The 18,460-nt window shown below is 53.7% G+C and carries 14 protein-coding genes and 2 pseudogenes; 6 read left to right on the top strand and 10 right to left on the bottom strand.

The window, feature by feature from the left end; translation table 11 throughout:
* Positions 1 to 109: 109 nt before the first annotated feature.
* Together hutG and KP708_RS14545 are read right to left on the bottom strand one after the other, a co-directional pair.
* The gene (gene hutG, locus KP708_RS14540) at positions 110 to 913 is read right to left on the bottom strand and encodes an N-formylglutamate deformylase (protein ID WP_215757208.1); all 804 of its coding nucleotides are present in this window, start codon (positions 911 to 913) and stop codon (positions 110 to 112) included.
* Between the two features lie 18 nt (positions 914 to 931).
* Positions 932 to 2,302, bottom strand: coding sequence for a formimidoylglutamate deiminase (locus KP708_RS14545; protein ID WP_215751305.1), 1,371 nt, complete (start codon positions 2,300 to 2,302; stop codon positions 932 to 934).
* A gap of 133 nt (positions 2,303 to 2,435) precedes the next feature.
* Between KP708_RS14545 and hutI the strand changes: the two genes are divergently transcribed.
* Complete coding sequence (gene hutI / locus KP708_RS14550; protein WP_215751306.1) at positions 2,436 to 3,665, top strand: imidazolonepropionase; 1,230 nt, start codon at positions 2,436 to 2,438, stop codon at positions 3,663 to 3,665.
* 148 nt (positions 3,666 to 3,813) lie between these two features.
* On the opposite strand, the gene KP708_RS14555 is transcribed toward hutI, so the two are convergent.
* The gene (locus tag KP708_RS14555; RefSeq protein ID WP_215751307.1) at positions 3,814 to 4,722 is read right to left on the bottom strand and encodes an AraC family transcriptional regulator; all 909 of its coding nucleotides are present in this window, start codon (positions 4,720 to 4,722) and stop codon (positions 3,814 to 3,816) included.
* Positions 4,723 to 5,151: 429 nt separating this feature from the next.
* Between KP708_RS14555 and KP708_RS14560 the strand changes: the two genes are divergently transcribed.
* Both KP708_RS14560 and KP708_RS14565 read left to right on the top strand, forming a co-directional pair.
* Complete coding sequence (locus KP708_RS14560; RefSeq protein WP_215751308.1) at positions 5,152 to 6,363, top strand: MFS transporter; 1,212 nt, start codon at positions 5,152 to 5,154, stop codon at positions 6,361 to 6,363.
* A 477-nt stretch (positions 6,364 to 6,840) separates the two neighbouring features.
* Positions 6,841 to 7,892 (top strand): annotated as a pseudogene (locus KP708_RS14565) (carbohydrate porin).
* A gap of 522 nt (positions 7,893 to 8,414) precedes the next feature.
* On the opposite strand, the gene KP708_RS14570 reads toward KP708_RS14565, so the two are convergent.
* From KP708_RS14570 to KP708_RS14580, 4 genes and pseudogenes are all read right to left on the bottom strand, one after another.
* Positions 8,415 to 9,221, bottom strand: a complete 807-nt coding sequence (locus KP708_RS14570; protein ID WP_256445274.1) for a Fic family protein — start codon at positions 9,219 to 9,221, stop codon at positions 8,415 to 8,417.
* Positions 9,222 to 9,395: pseudogene (locus KP708_RS15970) on the bottom strand (Fic/DOC family N-terminal domain-containing protein); the annotation flags it as partial. It abuts the gene before it with no gap.
* A 182-nt stretch (positions 9,396 to 9,577) separates the two neighbouring features.
* Positions 9,578 to 10,438 carry an aldo/keto reductase gene (locus KP708_RS14575; protein ID WP_215751309.1) on the bottom strand — a complete coding sequence of 287 codons (861 nt, stop codon included), beginning with the start codon at positions 10,436 to 10,438 and terminating at the stop codon, positions 9,578 to 9,580.
* 24 nt (positions 10,439 to 10,462) lie between these two features.
* Complete coding sequence (locus KP708_RS14580; protein ID WP_215751310.1) at positions 10,463 to 11,446, bottom strand: aldo/keto reductase; 984 nt, start codon at positions 11,444 to 11,446, stop codon at positions 10,463 to 10,465.
* A gap of 149 nt (positions 11,447 to 11,595) precedes the next feature.
* Here KP708_RS14580 and KP708_RS14585 point away from each other — a divergent pair, with 149 nt between their 5' ends.
* Positions 11,596 to 12,480 carry a LysR family transcriptional regulator gene (locus tag KP708_RS14585; RefSeq protein WP_215751311.1) on the top strand — a complete coding sequence of 295 codons (885 nt, stop codon included), beginning with the start codon at positions 11,596 to 11,598 and terminating at the stop codon, positions 12,478 to 12,480.
* A 545-nt stretch (positions 12,481 to 13,025) separates the two neighbouring features.
* Here KP708_RS14585 and KP708_RS14590 read toward each other — a convergent pair.
* Together KP708_RS14590 and KP708_RS14595 are read right to left on the bottom strand one after the other, a co-directional pair.
* Positions 13,026 to 14,018, bottom strand: a complete 993-nt coding sequence (locus tag KP708_RS14590) for an aldo/keto reductase (RefSeq protein ID WP_215751312.1) — start codon at positions 14,016 to 14,018, stop codon at positions 13,026 to 13,028.
* A gap of 121 nt (positions 14,019 to 14,139) precedes the next feature.
* A complete protein-coding gene (locus tag KP708_RS14595; protein ID WP_215751313.1) occupies positions 14,140 to 14,733 on the bottom strand; it encodes an NAD(P)H-binding protein in 594 nt (197 codons plus the stop codon).
* Positions 14,734 to 14,877: 144 nt separating this feature from the next.
* On the opposite strand from KP708_RS14595, the gene KP708_RS14600 reads away from it, so the two are divergent.
* Positions 14,878 to 15,771 carry a LysR family transcriptional regulator gene (locus KP708_RS14600; RefSeq protein ID WP_215751314.1) on the top strand — a complete coding sequence of 298 codons (894 nt, stop codon included), beginning with the start codon at positions 14,878 to 14,880 and terminating at the stop codon, positions 15,769 to 15,771.
* A gap of 142 nt (positions 15,772 to 15,913) precedes the next feature.
* Here KP708_RS14600 and KP708_RS14605 read toward each other — a convergent pair whose 3' ends face one another.
* Positions 15,914 to 16,741 carry an SDR family oxidoreductase gene (locus KP708_RS14605; RefSeq protein WP_215751315.1) on the bottom strand — a complete coding sequence of 276 codons (828 nt, stop codon included), beginning with the start codon at positions 16,739 to 16,741 and terminating at the stop codon, positions 15,914 to 15,916.
* Positions 16,742 to 17,178: 437 nt separating this feature from the next.
* Between KP708_RS14605 and KP708_RS14610 the strand changes: the two genes are divergently transcribed.
* Complete coding sequence (locus KP708_RS14610; RefSeq protein ID WP_215751316.1) at positions 17,179 to 18,444, top strand: multidrug effflux MFS transporter; 1,266 nt, start codon at positions 17,179 to 17,181, stop codon at positions 18,442 to 18,444.
* Positions 18,445 to 18,460 lie beyond the last annotated feature (16 nt).

An 18,460-nucleotide genomic window follows, 5' to 3' on the forward strand; every position in this document is an offset into this window, starting at 1 on the left:
ACCCCAGACCTGCGTGGCCGGGGAGTATCTGCTGCTGCCGGAAGGGAGCGGCGGGAGGTTGGCATCGGATGGGGGCGGCCTTCTGTATTGTGTCGCCCCCGGTTGACGTTCAGGAGCCTTCTGGGCGCCAGTCTGTGGCTGTTGCCAGCAGGGGTTCGATGGCGGCCGAGAGGGTGGCTGCGGCCTGCAGGTCGATGGGCCAGGGGGCCTGCTCTGAGGCGAGATAGGTGGACTGGGCGATTTCGAGCTGGATGGCGTGGATGTTGGTTGCCGGCTGACCGTAATGGCGCGTTGTGTAGCCCCCTTTGAAGCGGCCGTCGCGGACATGGGTGTAGGCAGTGAGCGTTTCTGCGCAGGCGAGGAGCGCTTCGGCCAATGAGGGCGCGCAGGAGGCCCCGCTGTTGGTGCCGAAGTTCAGGTTTGGCAGGTGGCCTTCGAACAGTCTGGGGATTTCCGAGCAGATGGAATGGGCATCCCACAGGATCGCCCATCCGAACTGTTCCCTGAGGCGGGTCAGTTCGGCCTGTACGGCGTCGTGATAGGGCTGCCAGTACTGGTCTGTCCGTGCGGCGATTTCGTCGGCATCCGGCTCCTGACCATCCTGATAGATGGGCTGTCCGTCAAAGCCCAGCAGCGGCACCAGACCGGTGCTGGGCCGTCCGGCATAGAGGGCGGCGTCATCCCGGCCGCGGTKCAGGTCCACGACATAGCGGGAGAAGTTCGCGCGCAGGATGCCGATCCCTTTTGACAGCGCGAAGGCATAGAGATGCTCCATGTACCAGTCGGTATCGGGCAGTCTTCTGCCGCGCGGGGTCATGCGCTCTTCCATGCCCGGCGCCAGACGGTCGCCCGCATGGGGGATTGTGATCAGGATCGGGAGGGTGCCGGGGGTAAAGGAGAAAACGGTCGTCATGGTTGTGATCCGGGAATCTCAGGCAGCCATCAGGGTGCGCAGGGTTGCGTGAAAAGCCCTGGTCAGGCGGGCTTCGTCGGGGTGGTGGCCATCGGTGATGCGCCATTGTCCGGCGCACATGACGTGTCGCACGGGGGGGCTTGAGGTTGCGAAAATGGCGGAGTCGAGAATGTCGTCGTTCTGAAGGTCCGGCAGGGACAGGGCCTGTTCGTCGAGGACGCACAGATCGGCGCGGGCGCCGGGTTGCAGGCCGCTGAGGGGCAGGCCGCTGGCCTGCGCCCCCCCGGCAAGGCTCTGGCGATACAGCCACGCGCCGATTGATCCCTTGTGGTCCGGGGGCAGGGCCACGCAGCGTTTCTGGCTTTGCAGGCGCAGGCCATATTCCAGAAGACGGAGCTCTTCCCACGGGCTGAGCAGGACGTTGCTGTCGCTGCCGATGCCGAAGCGCCCTGACTGCGCGACATAGGCTTCGAACGGGAAAATGCCGTCTCCCAGATTGGCTTCCGTGATCGGGCAGAGACCGGCCACCGCCTCGGAGCGGGCGATGGCGGTGACTTCCCCGGCCGAGAGATGGGTGGCGTGGACGAGGCACCAGCGGGCATCGACGGGCAGATGGCCCATCAGATGCTCTACGGGGCGCCGTCCCGTGACGGAGAGGCAGGTCTCCACCTCGCGCTGCTGTTCGGCAATGTGAATATGGATCGGGGCGGCGGGGCCTGCTGCGTGGAGCAGGTCGCCGAGGGTGTGGATATCCAAGGCGCGGAGGGAGTGCAGGCCTATCCCGGCTGTCACCAGTGGCGAACCGTGCCAGTCGGACTGGAGGTCGGACAGGATGCGGGCGATCGTGTCCGGGGTGCTGGCGAAGCGTTTCTGGGCGTCGTTCAGCGGGCTGCCGTCAAACCCGCCACGGGCGTAGAGGGTGGGGAGGAGCGTGATGCCGATGCCTGCATCGGTGGCGGCTGCGGCGAGGCGTGAGGACATTTCGGCCGGGGACGCATAGGGGCGTCCGTCGACGGCGTTGTGCAGGTAATGGAATTCGGCGACCTGCGCGTAGCCGGCCTTGAGCATCTGCATATACAGGAAGGCGGCCACGTCCTGCATCTGCTCCGGGGAGATGCGATGCGCGAGCTGGTACATGCGCGTGCGCCACGTCCAGAAGGTGTCGTCCGGGTTCTGCCGACGTTCCGCCAGTCCTGCCATGGCGCGCTGGAAGGCGTGGGAATGCAGGCTGATCTGCGGGGGCACCACCATGTCCAGAAGCTGCATATCCGGGCCGGGTGTGCTGTCGGGGGTGAGGGAGGCGAACGTCCCGTCAGCGGCGATGGTGATCTGGACGTTGCGGCGCCACCCCTGTGGCAGGAGGGCCTGTTTTGCAAACACTTCGGTCATCACGAAATTCCAGGTTGCACGAGGGGAAGGCGCTTTGGGCAAGCGGGTTCCGTTTTCCGGGCAGGATCATAATGGGATTGACTGATATGTATATACATATATCACCGTAACCGGAACAATTCGGAGAAGAACCATGTGGGACGTCCTTTGGCTCAATGTCCATCTTGCGACGGGTGATGAGGCTCTCGTCACGGCCGGGGATGGGTATGGATGTATCCGCAATGGTGCCGTGGGCGTGCGCGACGGGGCGATCTGCTGGATTGGCGCGCAGGCGGATCTGCCGGATGTGCCGGAAAATCTGGCCATCCGGATCGAGGACGGGCGTGGCGGCTGGCTGACGCCGGGGCTGATCGACGCGCATACGCATGTCGTGTTTGCGGGCGATCGCAGTCGTGAGTTCGCGGAAAGGCTGAATGGGGCGTCCTATGAGGAGATTGCACGCAAGGGCGGCGGCATTCTCTCAACGGTCGCGGCGACGCGCGCGGCGTCGGAGCAGGAGCTTTTGGAGGCCTCCCTTAAGCGGGTGCGCACGATGATCCGGGAAGGGACCACGACTCTGGAAGTGAAGTCAGGTTATGGTCTGACCCTTGCGGACGAACTCAAACAGTTGCGGGTGGCGCGGGCGATCGGCGAGCAGTTGCCGGTCCATGTTCACAAGACGTTTCTGGGCGCGCATGCGGTGCCGCCCGAATATCAGGGCCGTGCGGACGCGTATGTGACGTTCCTGGTCGAAGAGGTTCTGCCGGTCCTTCATGAAGAAAAGCTGGTTGATAGCGTGGATGCGTTCTGCGAGACGATCGCCTTTTCACCCGCCCAGACGGAAATCCTGTTCGAGGCGGCCCAGAAGCTCGGACTGCCCGTCCGCATTCATGCTGAGCAGCTTTCGCTGGGCGGGGGGACGGTTCTGGCCGCGCGGTATCACGGCCTGTCTGCGGATCATCTGGAATATGCGGATGAGCAGGCCGTCATGAGCATGGCGCGTCATGGGACGGTTGCGATGCTGCTTCCGGGCGCATTCTATTTCATCCGCGAAAAGCAGCTCCCGCCTGTCGCATTGCTGCGTGAGCATGGCGTGGGTATCGGACTTGCGACAGACTGCAATCCGGGGACGTCCCCTGTTCTGGGGCTGACGGCCGTCATGAACATGGGGTGCACGCTGTTTCGTCTGACGCCCGAAGAGAGCTTCCGGGCGGTGACGTCCGTGGGCGCGCGGGCTCTGGGGCTGGGGCAGCAGGTGGGTATGCTGCGGCAAGGGATGCGGGCGGATATGGCGCTGTGGGATGTAACGGGCCCGCATGAACTGTCTTATTGGGTGGGAGGTCTGCGCCCCTTGCGACTTGTTCTTGCAGGGGTATGTGTTTAGGATCTGTCCAAGTTTTATAGTACAATTTAGAAATAGATAATCCGAGGGGTGATCTAAAAATTTTCAACAATTTCACACTACATTTTTCATGCCAGAATATATTATATTTCCTTAGAAATTTTATAATATATATGAACTTATATCCAATTCATATATGGTTTTTACCTAATAGATTCTTCGATTTTAAACGATATTTTCTCGGGGTAATTCCCTTTTCATCGAGAAAAGCCCGATTGAAGTTTGACAGATTGCTAAAACCAGCATCAACGCTCACGCTCGAAATAGGATCTTCTGTGGTCATCAGAAGGTTACAGGCGCGGCTGATTCGCAAGCGGCGCACAAAATTAGTAAACGTATCGCCTGTGGCCTGCTGAAACAGGCGTGAAAAGGCGGAAGGAGTCATCTTAATATGACGGGCGATCTCCGCCTGTTTGACAGTTCTCAAATCAGTAGAGAGGAGGAACTGCACGACTTGGTTGATCGCACGAGAGCCTGATGTTTTTGAGGACTGGGAATTCCAAGATCGGCACAGAACATGCCTCGACGCCCTGGCCAAATTGATAAGTAATGAAATGAATTTGGCCACCCTTTCTGCCGGATCCGCAATTTCCAGTTCTTCCATCTGGTGACACAGAATATCCAGCGATGGCCCGTGGAATTCAATCCCGTTCGCTGCGTCATCGAGGAGGCGCGTGATCTCTTCAAATTCAGGACACAACTGAACCAAGCTCTGAAGCCATAATGGCTGGACCTGGACGATCAAATCACGTCCACTTACTGTCTCGGCCTGGTCGACGTTGCTGAACCAGTTGTGTGGTAAGTCGGGGCCAATCAAGAACAGGCTTCGGGCATGAAACGTGCCGAGGCAGTCGCCGATGACATATCGCCCACTACTCGCCGTAATAAGGTGCAGTTCGTATTCCGGATGATAATTCCATTTGGCACAGTCGGCGGGATAATCATGCCGCGTCAAAGCAAAACTCTGGGCTGGAGCAGCCGTAATGACCTCATAGACAGGTTCGGACTGCGACGTTCTTGAGAGCTTTCTACGGGGCATCAAACTGTACTCAACGAAGGATCATCTAAAAGCTACACAGGATCTGGGTTTTTAGATCAAAGTCGTGATGATCTGTGCAAAATCTGCGTTTCCAACCTTCCAAGATTCGTACCTTGTGTAATGGGAGTTCCTTATGGACGTGCCCAACAGATGTTTATTACGTGTTTTCTCTTCGTCGATATAGCGCGACCATTTTATTTTTATAATACTTTCTTGCGCACAGAATTTCAGACTCATCTAGCGGATTTCCTGCAGATTTATGCATGTTGAAGCTTGCACTTTGGTGAACCTTGTTAAAATAACGATATTAAAACGTAACGAAACTGAATTGACTGCCCCGAACCATCTGGTGTGTCGCGTTGCTTCGAGCCATCTACCGAGTTATCGCGCTATTCTTCTTTAGAAAACCTCCCTCGCTCCAGAGATCGCATGACCACTGCAGTTTTTCCCCAGAATTCAGCACCGATGACGACAACATCTTCTCGGACGTCCCTCATTTTTTTTGCACTTGCACTCGGGGCTTTTGCGATCGGAACCGCTGAATTCACGGCAATGAGCCTTGTTCCCCTCATAGCGAAGGACCTTCAAGTAACAGTGCCCCAGGCCGGGCACGCAATCGTTGCATATGCAATTGGCGTAGGTGTTGGTGCTCCCCTCATTGCCATCCTGAGCGCGTGGCTGAGTCACAAAAAGACGCTTCTTGCTCTCACAATTCTTTACATGCTGGGCAATGGCGTAACGGCTTTTGTTCCCTCCTATAGCTTCCTCTTGATCTGTCGTTTTATCAGCGGTCTGCCCCATGGAGCATATTTTGGAATTGCCGGTATCATTGCATCATCCCTTGTTCCTCCGAACCGACGCACACAAGCTGTGTCACGTGTGGTGCTTGGTCTGACCTTCGCCACGGTTGCTGGGGTTCCACTCGCTAGTATCCTAGGACATTCGATAGGATGGCGGTGGTCCTTCGGTATGATCGCGGCTCTGGCACTGATCACCACGTTGCTTGTTGCTCTCGTTGTGCCAAACGACCCTTCCCGTCCACATGCAAGTGCCATGGGTCAGTTGCGAGGCCTCAAAAACCGTCAGGTCTGGCTGACCCTTGGGATCAGTGCAGTCGGTTTTGGCGGGATTTTCTGTGTTTATACGTATCTCACTGCCATTTTGCAGGAAAACCTGCATGCATCTTCCATGATGATTGCTGTCATGTTGACAGTTTTTGGTGCGGGAATGACGACAGGGACTGTCGCGTGTGCCTGGGCCGCAGACCGCAAAATGATGCTTACAATGGGTGGAATTTTGATGGTCAATGCGGCTGCTCTCGCAGGATTTGCGGGCTCGGCCCACAATATCTGGGAACTGATGCCTGTTGTGTTCATGATTGGGTGTGGCGGCGGCTTGGGCACCGTCATCCAATCGCGGTTGCTTGAAGTTGCAGTCGGCGCTGAAGCCATGGCAGCCGCACTGAATCAGAGTGCCTTCAATCTTTCCAATGCCGTTGGTCCCTGGTTAGGCGGCCTGGCAATTGCATATGGCTTTGGACTGACGTCTGTGGGGTGGGTGGGAAGTGCCCTTGCACTCGGAGGCTTCCTGATCTGGCTACTGACCTTAAGTGATCTCCGCACTGCTAAAGAAAAAAATTAACCGTAGCTTATTCATAATGATTATCAGGTACCTGCTGAGTACTCAGGGTCTATTTGCTCTTCAGCAGGTATCTGACTTGAGAATCTTAATCTATGGAGATGTACGATTCCATCCTTTATTCACTCCCATAGATTTAAGATATTGTTCCTCATCTCTGGAATTGTGGCCTGCGCTGATTTCTATTTGAGTACTGCACGAGCTCAGTCGGTTACGTCGTCTGGCACAGGAGGGGACACTGCGACGGGGCTTCAACCCTCCCTCATGTCCCAGGCGCCGTTGGAACAGGCTCCAAAGCAAACAGATGTTTTGCCGCAGCCTGAAACGATTTTCGTTGATCCGGTTGGTCTGATTTCTCGGCTCAGAGAGCATGGAATCAGCCTTGTTCTGGATAATGTCAACGAGATGTCTGGTATGATTAACAGTCCCACCTCGGGACTTGGTCTGAGCAAGGGAGCAAGCAATACAGGTCAATATTCGATGGAGAACGTTATCGACTGGGGTCGGCTGGCTGGGTTCACTGGCTTGTCGACGCACGCTGTGGTCGTCGGTCGCTACGGTATTCCCGTGAGCCCCATGTTTGGGGATATGCTTCTTACACCCAGCCAGGAGATTTATGGCTCAGGCGGGAATGTCTTTGTTCACCTTGTCTATGCCTATGCTGACGAAACGCTGTTCAAGGATCGCCTGGATATAGCAGCGGGTCGTATGTCATTCCTGAGTGATTTCTCTGCCAATCCGTTTTACTGCAACTTCATGAACAATTCCTTCTGCGGCAATCCAAAGGCTGCGGGAGACAACACGGCCCACGCTTCCTACCCTGATGCCAACTGGGCTCTGCGTTTCCGCATTCGCCCGTCAGCTACAACCATTTTTCAGTTTGGTGTGTATTTTACAGAAACTGGCAGTATCTATACCAATACCCAGATGCGTACCGGCTTCAAGTTCAATGGGGCTAATATTGACGGTGAAGCCATGCCGGTAGAGTTCACGTGGGCCCCGCGATGGGGCAGGGGGCATACATTACCCGGGCACTATAAAGTCGGTTTTGCCTACGATACAGCGGACCATCGGGATAACTATTATGATGGCAACGGTAATGCTTTCGCGTTGACCGGCCTACCCGCCCGCGAGGTTCATGGAGCATGGGCTGCATGGGCCCTGCTGGACCAGATGGTTTATCACTATCCTGATGGTGCAGCGGATGCGGGAATTAGCCTGCTGGGTGTTGCCTATTTCAACAAGCCCCAGACGCAGACGCGCTCTGCACAATATTCCTTCGGTATCTTTGATCGTGGTTTCTGGAAATCACGACCCATGACGTAATCGGCGTTGATTTTGCCTATTCACAGATCTCCGATGATTTGACGCGCTCAGAGAGACTTTTTGCGCTGCAAAATCTTCCAATCCCGAATGGAGTGTTTTTTCCTCAGACATCAACTTACAATTTGGAGGCGATCTATCAGATTTATGTTATGCGCGGCGTAACATTTTCTCCTGATTTTCAGTATTACATCCATCCAGGTGGGTAGAAACAACTAAAAATCAAGCACTAATCGGTTTTAAGAGTCATGTAGCTTTATTTTAGGATTTAACATGTATCAGTATATTTAGTCACTGACTTGGGTGGTGTAGTTTTTTTTCTCGAGAGTGTAATGACTAGTGTCCTGTCCCGCAAATAGATTTACATAATCCGGAAATGGACGGAAGCTTCGTTCTCTTCAGGGAGAACGGATATGGCGGGTATTGGTCGGCCGCAGGAACGGATCCTTTGCGTCAGTGAAAGCGAGCGTGAAGAGTTGGAGCGGATCAGCCGTTCGCGGAACTTCGTTTATTGTCATGCTTCTGTCAATATTAGAGTATTATCTGACGTGGGTGTAGAGTAACCTCGCCGGAGAAGAATGATCCAGTTGGCATAAGAAATAATACGACATAGTTTTTATGGCTCGAAAGACAAAATTTTAAGTTTCCCTGTTCGCTCGCCGACCACGATCAAAGCAAGGGCATTAGACTTGGGTACCTGCGCCTAGAACGATAGGATCTTCCGCAAAGGGTCAGTTCAAAATGTCAAGCACTTCATCTGCAACGTAAATCCTATTGCGTGCATAGCCAGTTCGTTCTCTTAGGATACCAGCCTGGCAAAGCTGGCCAATCGCCGTGTGAGCAGCGGGTGGCGTAATCGACAGCAAAGTTCCCAGCCGTGGAGCCGTCAGAACCGGATAATCCCTAAGGATATCAAGCGCTCGTAGCGCTGCTGATCCCTTTCGGAATGAACGACGGATCAACCATGCAGCATTCAGGGTTCTGAGAGCTTCACGGGTGATGCGTAACTCCTGAACCGTTTGAACAATGGCATTCGATACAAAGCCGATCAGAGAAAGCCTGTTTAGTTTCTGCTGTGCTTGTTTGAGAACTGCATAATAAGCCTGTTTGTGGAGCTCTATATACGGTGAGAGATAGAGCGGAACTTGTTTCTCAGCTGCCATCATCAAGGGTAGCAGGAGCCGACCCACGCGACCATTCCCGTCTCGGAACGGATGAGCAGCCTCGAAATGAGTATGGGCTAACGCCATTCGGGTAATCAAGGACTGGGTCATCATCTGCATCCCGTCTTCCCGCATGTAGTCCAGGGTCTCTTCCAGAAAATGAGGGACTGCAGCCGGTGGTGGAGGATTATAGACGGAATAAGCAATGTGCCCATTGCCGTCGATCCATACGACCTCCTGCCGGAAGTCTCCCGGAGTATCTCGGTAAGACGCATCATGGCCGAGTACACTACGATGCAGGTTCTGGATCAGATCGACCCGAAAGATTTGACGGCCCTTAATGAGAGCCGATGGCTCAAACCGCTCCAGAGCCAGCGCGTAATCCCGAACCTGTCGAACCGCGTGCCCTGCCTGATCGTCATCTTCGTCAGCGATAAGAAGTTCATCCAGCGTGCTATGGGTTCCTTCCATCGCCGAACTGCTGACTGCTTCACGGCGGCTGAGAATACGACTGATCTGATAAGGGTCTGGAAGAGAGCGCGCAATCTCATCAGCCCGCCCTCATGAAGATGATCTGAAAGTTCAGAATTTCAATCTTATTTCGCGTTCTGTAAAGTAAGCAGTGGAGTATTTAGGACCCGACAGGAATTGCCGGCCTTCCGTCAGGTCGCATAGACCAAAAAATATCGAATCAGTTCGACTTCAAAATGATACTTTTTCGAAAATATTTCTCACCCTAATTTTCTTTTGCCAAGCCATTTTACTTTCTCCGGATCGCGGTGATCGAAGAAACTACTGGCTTTCTGGTCAAGCGTAGCAATTGCATCAACATCAGCATCGTCCAACGTAAAGTCGAAAATAGCGAAGTTTTCGGCCATACGCTCTTTACGGACTGACTTGGGGATCGCGATAATCCCGCGCTGGTTCAACCAACGCAGCACAACCTGAGCGATGGTTTTGCCATGCTTCTGCGCAATTGACTGAAGCAGATCATTCGAGAACAGCCCGTTTCGTCCCTCTGCAAACGGTCCCCAGGCTTCCGCCTGAACATCGTATTGCTTCAGGATTTTCAGCGCATCGTCCTGCTGATGAAAAGGATGGAGCTCAATCTGATTGATCGCTGGTGTGATTTCGTTGTGCAGCACGAAATCCACCAGTCGGTCAGGATAGAAGTTGCTGACGCCGATCGCCCGGATACGGCCCGCACGATACAGTTCTTCCATTGCGCGCCATGCGCCATAGACGTCCCCGTAGGGTTGATGGATCAACCAGAGATCGAGATAGTCTGTCTGGAGTTTGTTTAACGAGCGCTCAAAAGCAGCCTTGGCGCCCTCATAACTCGCATCTTCAATCCAGAGTTTGGTAGTGACGAATAAATCGCTGCGGTCAATCCCGTGGTTTCGGATCGCATGTCCAACTGCTTCCTCGTTGCCATAGGACGTTGCTGTGTCCAGAAGCCGGTAGCCGACATCAATAGCGTCCCGAACACTTCGTTCACACTCGACAGGATCAGGGACCTGGAACACACCAAAGCCAAGAGACGGCATCTGAACGCCATTGTTCAGCATGACTGCAGGCGAGGTGAGTGTCATGATTATTCTCTCCGAGACTGTGGCTTAGCGATTGATCAGGTTCTGATATGAGGCAGGATAACGGTCCCCTTGCAGGGTGATCCCGTTGAGCGCCTGTTCAATGCGAGTCAGATCATCAACCGTCAGACTGACATCAGCCCCTCCCAGATTTTCTTCGAGACGATCAAGTTTCGTCGTACCGGGAATTGGAACAATCCACGGCTTCTGGGCCAGAAGCCACGCCAACGCGATCTGCGCAGGCGTGCAGGATTTTTCAGATGCAATGGCTTTAACAAGATCAACAAGGGCTTGGTTCGCGGCCAGTGCATCAGCCTGAAACCGGGGAACAGAGCTTCGGAAATCATCTTTGGCGAACACGACTTTTGAGTTGAGTTTTCCAGTCAGAAACCCTTTGCCAAGCGGCGCAAATGGCACGAAGCCGATACCCAGTTCTTCAAGGAGCGGCAGGATTTCCAGTTCAGGTTCGCGCCAGAACATTGAATATTCACTCTGGAGAGCTGCAACCGGCTGTACAGCATGTGCACGGCGGATTGAATCCGTCCCGGCTTCAGACATGCCAAAATGCTTGACCTTCCCCGCTGCGATAAGATCTTTCACCGTTCCGGCAACCTCTTCGACCGGCACGTTTGGATCGACGCGATGCTGGTAAAAGAGATCAATCCTGTCAGTCCGCAGGCGCTTCAGGGCCTCATCCGTAACCTGTCGAATACGCTCCGGCCGACTATCCAGCCCCTGTGCTGGCACGCCGTTTACAAAACCAAACTTGGTGGCAATCACGACCTGATCCCGAACCGGTTCAAGCGCCTCACCAACGACTTCTTCATTACTGCCGGGTCCATAGGCCTCGGCAGTATCGAAAAAAGTGACCCCACGATCATAAGCTGCGCGGATCAGGGCGACAGCATCCTTGCGATCAGTGGCAGGGCCATAACCGTAGCTCAGGCCCATGCAGCCGAACCCAAGTGCTGATACTTCAAGACCGCTCCGGCCTAATAGACGTTTCTGCATGATTCTTGATCCCACATGTTGATTCCTGGGCGGCTGCCAAGGCTCTGGATAACGGTACTTTACGCTTGGGTATCTCAAACTATTAGACACTATAAATTCCTTGGGCCTATGACTTGTAGTCATGAAACTTACGGAAAGGCCTGAGCAGGATGCGACGTGAAGAACTTGGAAGTCTGACCATGTTCATGGCGGTTGCTGATGAAGGCAGCTTCACCAAGGCCGCAGGAAAGCTGGGCATTTCACAATCTGCGCTCAGCCACTCTTTACGACGGCTCGAAGCAAGACTTGGCCTGCGGCTCCTTACACGCACGACCAGGAGTGTCGCACCAACACTGGCTGGTGAGCGTCTTATAGAAACACTCCGGCCTGCCCTTGAGGATATTGACCAGAAGCTTGCTGCACTGACCGAGTTGCGAGAGCGTCCGGCTGGCAACGTTCGGATCACAGCGAGTTCTCATGCAGCGCACATGGTGCTTTGGCCAGCTATTGATCGCCTCACCGCTGAAAATCCTGACATCAATGTGGAAATCAACGTTGAAAGCGGTCTCGTCGATATTGTAGCTGAACGATATGACGCTGGAATCAGGCTTGGGGAAAGACTTGAGCAGGACATGATTGCAATGTCGATCAGCCCGCGCCTGCGGATGGCTGCTGTGGCCTCGCCTTCATACCTAACCGGCAAAACCATTCCGACAACACCCTATGACCTTGCGCGGCATAACTGCATCAATCTGCGCCTCCCGACCTCTGGTGGATTATATGCATGGGAGTTTGAGCGTGACGGCAAGGAGATTAAGTTCAAGGCGAAGGGTCAACTTGTATTCAACGATATCAACCTGATTGTAGAGGCTGCGGTTGCCGGCCACGGCATCGCTTTCATGTTGGAGGATCATGTTAAAGATCATCTGGCTTCCGGAGTGTTGGTACGAATTCTGGAAGAATGGTGCGATCCATTCGATGGTTATTACCTGTACTACCCAAGCCGTCGTCAACGCTCTCCAGCGTTCGGTCTTCTCTTGGACGCCTTACGTTAGTGAAGGCGTCCAAGAGAAGAGGGCAAGTAGTCTAGCTGCTTATTCCCAAGGATATGATATTTTCACGCAATTGGACGAAAGCTGTCTGGCACAGATACATCACAGTCGCGCCTCGAACACCTTCTGATCGGCTTTTGCCAGTAGGGGCAACACAACTTTCGCCTTCAGAATTCATTTGATGGATAGGATCGACTGTCCTTGAATTGCTTTCGTCTTGTTCCTGAAGTGCCATCCAGTTTCTGCACAGATCAAGGCTTGTACGCTGTTCATGAGAAAGCGCTAGAGATCGATGCTAATGCCCAAAGTCTGTACGAAACACTACCAAGCGACAAGAGGCAACGTCACCGGTCCTTAATAGTTCGTAGAACCCACATCGCCGAAACCCGAAAGACATGAGCAGAATTCTTCGAGCATTACTTGAGAGCCAGTTCTCGCTACCAGTTCACAAAGTCCTGCCACGATTGCTCATGTCCTCCTCAACTGTGTCCCGCTCTCACGTATGTGTTCAGTCGCCTGAACACAGGTTCTAGTCCGCAACGACCCAGTTACATCATCCCCAGCACGGGATGGGTGACATAAGGGGTCTCAAGAGCTTCGATTTCCTCGACGGACAGCACAATATCAAGCGCGGAAACTGCTTCCTTCACATGCTTCACGGTCGTGGTTCCGACAATCGGAGCAGTGACAGAGGGCTTGCTCAGCAACCAGGCCAGAGCCATTTGTCCCATCGAAATGCCACGGGCCTGTGCCATTGTCTCCAGATTGTCGACGACAACCTTGTCGAGATCATTCGTACTGTCCCAGACCCATTTTGACACTTCGTCGATCTTTACCCGCCCTGTTACGGTGCCCCATGGATGCGACAGACGGCCGCCCGCGAGTGGGCTCCAGGGGGTGATGGCAATCTTTCTGTCCTCGCAGAGAGGAATCATTTCCCGCTCTTCTTCGCGATAAAGCAGGTTATACTGGTTCTGCATGGCGACGAATTTGGTCCAGCTATGTTTTTCGGCAATATTTTGCATGCGTTCGAATTGCCATGCGAACATGCTCGACGCACCAATATAACGGACCTTGCCACTCTTCACGACATCATGCAGCGCTTCCATGGTTTCTTCCATTGGCGTCAAAGGATCGGTCCGGTGGATCGTATATAGGTCGACATAGTCCAGACCAAGACGCTTCAGGCTCTTGTCGATTTCACTAAGAATTTCCTTACGAGACAGGCCGCTTCCATTCGGCTTTCCGGGGCGCATCTCCATCCGTACCTTGGTTGCCACGACGATATCGTCCCGGTCCAGGGCAAATTCGCGGATGAGTTTACCCGTCACTTCTTCGCTGGTACCCATCTGGTAGATGTTTGCCGTATCAAAGTAGTTGATCCCTGCCTCGATCGCTGCCTGAAAAATGGGCTTCGCCTCGTTGAAATCTTTTGCCCATGGGAAGAGGCCATGTTCTTTTCCCGGTTTGCCGAAGCTCATCATCCCGAGACATATCTTCGAGACGTCAACGCCAGTATTTCCCAGCTTTACATATTTCATGATGATTTATTCTCCATTGCTCTGATATTTACCCCTATAAAAGATGCGGTATCAGACGGTTAAACACGGAAATTCCAGAGAAGGTCTTGGGTGTACACAACCCATTACGCTTGATCGTCCATCATCTCGCATTAACACCGAGACTTTCACGCACATGCTGTTCTTTTGTCATGATCAGTTTGACGATCAGATCCGCCACGCTTTTGCGCGAGACATAAGCATGGGGATTGGCGAATTCTTCTTCCTTAATGGTCGTTCCATAAGAAATCTCATCCGTATCGCTCAGCCATGCTGGCCGGATGATGGTGTAATCAAGGTCTGATGCTTCGATCACGGCGGCGGAACGCCGATAAGGCTCCAGAATGCTACCGTAATGTTCCCCTGGCACTTCGTCGTAAATTCCCATTGAACTGATGAAAATCAGTCGACGAATTCCTGCTTTGTCCATCGCGCGGACAATTGTCCTGGCCTGCTTCTCCATGTCGCCGGACAAGTTGGCATAGACCACATCCTGGCCCTGCATGGCCGCCTCAAGCACGGGCTCATCAAGGACGTCACCTTCAATTATTTTAACTCTGTCATTTCCGTGCAGTGATGCCAGTCGTGGGGCGTTGCGGAGATAAAGTGTCAGTTCCGCATCCGTCGTTTCAAGTAGAAGGCGCGTGGCGACACGAGCAATTTGCCCATAAGCTCCGAGGATGAGGATTTTGGTCATTTTACCTCTGCTTGAAAGCTGGGTCTTTCCCTTTGGGAACAGTCAACCTGCCTCCCGGGATTTCCTATTTCTATATTTCTAGCGTGTTTGAGACCTAGTGATTATATGCTGAATTGGACATAAGGTTATATCAGGAGATTATGAATGCGGCGGGAAGAACTGGGTGATCTGGCCGTTTTTCTCGCAGTTGCAGAGGAGTGCAGCTTTACGCGGGCGGCGGCACGCTTGGGCACATCACAGTCGGCCATCAGTCAGATCGTGCGTCGTCTGGAAGCACGGATTGGCCTGAAACTTCTTACCCGGAACACGCGCAAGGTCGCGCCCACGGAGGCAGGTGAGCAATTGAGGGCGACGCTGCGCCTAGCTTTTAATGATATTGATGCGCGCCTTATGGCGCTGAATGCCCTCACGGAACGACCATCTGGAACTGTCCGTATTACGACAAGCCGCCATGCTGCGGAGACAATTCTGTGGCCGTCGATCAGGCGGTTACTCCAGAATTACCCGGATGTCAGGGTCGAACTGTCTGTGGATTCACACCTTACAGATATCGTTGCGGATCAGTTTGACGCGGGAGTGCGTCTCGGCGAGCAGGTGGCTCGGGACATGATTGCTGTGCGTATCGGTCCGGACCTGCGAATGGCAGCCGTTGCGGCACCAGCGTATCTTGCTCAACATGGGGTTCCCCAGACACCTCACGACCTGACGAAACATCGCTGTATCAACATTCGCCTTCCTACCAAGGGAGGGCTTTACATGTGGGAATTCAGTAAGGCGGGTCGGGACCTCAATGTTCGGGTTGAGGGCCCTCTGATCCTTGATGATATCTCCATGGTTCTGGCTGCGGCGGTGGATGGCATCGGTCTTGCCTATGTCATGGAGGATCAGGTGGCAGTATTAATCAAAGAGGGGAAACTGGTCCGCGTTCTGGAGGACTGGTGCCCGCTCTTTTCGGGATATCACCTTTACTATCCGGATCGGCATCAGCTGCCTTCGGCGTTCAGAATGCTTGTAAAGGAATTACGATATCGTCGTTGATGAGAGGTGAGGGTATGGAAGATTTGGCCAGAACTGGTTGTCCGCAGCAACCTCATCTTTGGAATATGCCGGATCCCTAACATAGTAAAATTGCAATAATCCCTCAAGGATTCCGGCGATGTCTTCCTGAGCGGCACGATTTTCAACGGGGCTTGAGGTCGCCGTACCAATAGGCCGCGGTAACGCCGCCATCCATAAGGAAGTCACTACCGGTTATGAAGGTACCGTCTTCACCCATGAGGAGTGCAGCAACTGCCCCAACCTCGTCTGGAGTGCCGGCGCGGCCAGTCGGGCAGAGGTCGATCATGCGACGGTAACCGTCGCCGCGCGCTCCTGACAGTTCGTCTCGTGCGAGCGGGGTAATGATAATTCCAGGACTGATCGTATTAAGCCGCGCGCCGCGCTTTCCCCAGCGTACAGCTTCTGCTGTGACCCTGAGTGCATTCCCCCGTTTGGAAATCTGGTAAGCGTGCAGAGAATCCTTGATCTCTTTGGGTTGGAGCATCGGAAGAGCCAGGAGATCCTCGACAGGGGTGATTGCAAGCGCCGCGTTTTGTTCCTCCGTCAATGCTCCCAGCCGATGCCCGGACTGGGACGCAATGACAACGGCTGAACCTCCCGCTGCGATGACGTTGCCAAACGTTTCGAGTACGAGTGCGGTCCCATAAAGATCAACGGCTAGAATTGTAGCCGGGGAGGCTTGTGAGGGTGAGACACCCGCCGCGTGGACAACACCTGTAATGTCACCCAGTTCGCTTGCTTTTTGAGCGAGCGCTTCGACAGAAATCCGGGAGGACACATCGACCTGTGTCGTACTGACCGTGAAGCCTGCATTGAACATCACCTCTGCAGCCGCTTGAGCATTTTCCATACGCAGATCGGCCAGAAGGATATGTTTTCCGACCCCGACACGTCTGGCAATCGCCTGGCCGATAGAACCGGAGCCGATGACAACAAGCACTTTATCCATGAATGATCCCTCTCGGTATTTCCTGTATTTAGATGCGATAGAATTGTATTCAGCATACGAAGTCTTATTTTATACTATTCTGAAGTCACCCGTTACTGTCTGTTCGTCGAATAACGTTATGCTCCAAATTCATAAATTCTTCTGCCGTAGACTAGAAGCATTAGCATCACGCATTTTTCAGGCTCGTTTCAGAGCATGTGCAGGGATGGTTTCTCGTATTTTTGTTAAATAAATCCGTTCAATTAATGAGATGCAGATATAATTGTATGCCAGTTTTCCCTCCTAATCGTGGGTCGTAATCTCATTTAAAATAACGAGACTACGCGGCGTGTTTCCGGAGGTATTTTGATAGTCAGGCAGGAAGGCAATATGTGTCCAGTTTGGGAATTCAACTACAGGGATCTGTTATTGTCATTCCTTGAAATGATAACGTCATCATGACGGAAAACAACGATGATGTTTTTCCCGGTGATGCTATCGAGAGTGCAGAAAGCGTCAATCATGATCCTTTGCTACGGGCAAAGGAGGCAGATCAGGGTTGGCATGTTCTTGCAATCCTGAGTGTATTGATGGGATTTGCGTCGATTTCGACAGACCTCTATTTGCCCGCCATGCCGACAATGGTCCGTGCTCTGGGAACGACAGTTGGAACGATTGATCTGACTGTTTCGGGTTATCTGATGGGCTTCAGTATTGGACAGTTATTCTGGGGGCCCCTCAGTGATCGATATGGGCGCAGGTTGCCTGTTGCGATTGGCCTGGTTCTGTTCGTCATCGGTTCAGTTGGATGTGCCTTGGCGGGAAGCGGAGAAAGCCTGATCATCTGGCGCATGCTCCAGGCAGCAGGGGCCTGTGCGAGCGTGGTGCTCGCGCGTGCCATGGTCCGTGATCTGTATGAAGGGCCGCAGGCAGCCCGGATGCTTTCGGTTCTGATGACTGTGATGGCGATTGCGCCATTGCTTGGCCCCATTGTTGGAGCCCAGATCCTTGCTTTGGCAGGCTGGCGCGCCATCTTCGGGTTCCTGGGTATGATAGGTCTGCTAACGCTCGCTGCGCTGTTCACGCTGCCGGAAACTCTTCCTGAAACGCAACGGAATTCTGAACCGCTTGGGAGAGCCATATTCCGTTATGGTGATCTGCTCCGTCATAGGCGGCTTCTTGGATATATGGGGGCCGGGGGGTTTTTCTATGCTGGCATGTTCGCTTACATTGCCGGAACCCCCTTCGCCTATATCACTTACTATCACGTTCCTTCCGGACTTTACGGGCTTCTCTTTGGCGCGGGTATTCTGGGTATCATGGCGACCAATCTCCTGAATGGTCGGGTTGTTGCGCGTTTTGGCAGTGACCGGACTTTGCTGTGGGGGACAGCCGTTACGGCACTGTCTAGCCTGCTCGCCGGCTGTCTGGCTTGGACTGGCTGCGGCGGTCTTTGGGGGCTGGTCCTGTCCCTGCTGGTCTTTGCCGCGATGGCTGGATTTATTGTGGCCAACGCAATTGTAGGCGCAATGTCCGATTTCCCACGGCAGGCAGGCGCTGTCTCGGCTCTTGTAGGCGCTACTCAATACGGGAGCGGCGTTTTCAGCTCAGCCCTTGTGGGACTGTTCGCCGATGGAACGCCCTGGCCCATGGGCCTCATTATGGCGCTGTGCGGTATGGCCAGCTTTGCCTCCGCGTTAACGCTCAAACATTCTGCAACCTGAAACCAAGGATAACAGT

This window comes from Gluconobacter sp. P5H9_a (genome assembly GCF_018812085.1).
In the GTDB taxonomy this organism is placed as follows: Bacteria; Pseudomonadota; Alphaproteobacteria; order Acetobacterales; family Acetobacteraceae; genus Gluconobacter.

Coding starts and splice junctions, on each gene's coding strand:
- KP708_RS14605 (WP_215751315.1), bottom strand. CDS start 16,741: ATGGATAAAGTGCTTGTTGTCATCGGCTCCGGTTCTATCGGCCAGGCG.
- KP708_RS14585 (WP_215751311.1), top strand. CDS start 11,596: ATGCGACGTGAAGAACTTGGAAGTCTGACCATGTTCATGGCGGTTGCT.
- KP708_RS14545 (WP_215751305.1), bottom strand. CDS start 2,302: ATGACCGAAGTGTTTGCAAAACAGGCCCTCCTGCCACAGGGGTGGCGC.
- hutI (WP_215751306.1), top strand. CDS start 2,436: ATGTGGGACGTCCTTTGGCTCAATGTCCATCTTGCGACGGGTGATGAG.
- KP708_RS14610 (WP_215751316.1), top strand. CDS start 17,179: ATGACGGAAAACAACGATGATGTTTTTCCCGGTGATGCTATCGAGAGT.
- KP708_RS14580 (WP_215751310.1), bottom strand. CDS start 11,446: ATGCAGAAACGTCTATTAGGCCGGAGCGGTCTTGAAGTATCAGCACTT.
- KP708_RS14590 (WP_215751312.1), bottom strand. CDS start 14,018: ATGAAATATGTAAAGCTGGGAAATACTGGCGTTGACGTCTCGAAGATA.
- KP708_RS14555 (WP_215751307.1), bottom strand. CDS start 4,722: ATGCCCCGTAGAAAGCTCTCAAGAACGTCGCAGTCCGAACCTGTCTAT.
- KP708_RS14595 (WP_215751313.1), bottom strand. CDS start 14,733: ATGACCAAAATCCTCATCCTCGGAGCTTATGGGCAAATTGCTCGTGTC.
- KP708_RS14560 (WP_215751308.1), top strand. CDS start 5,152: ATGACCACTGCAGTTTTTCCCCAGAATTCAGCACCGATGACGACAACA.
- KP708_RS14600 (WP_215751314.1), top strand. CDS start 14,878: ATGCGGCGGGAAGAACTGGGTGATCTGGCCGTTTTTCTCGCAGTTGCA.
- KP708_RS14575 (WP_215751309.1), bottom strand. CDS start 10,438: ATGACACTCACCTCGCCTGCAGTCATGCTGAACAATGGCGTTCAGATG.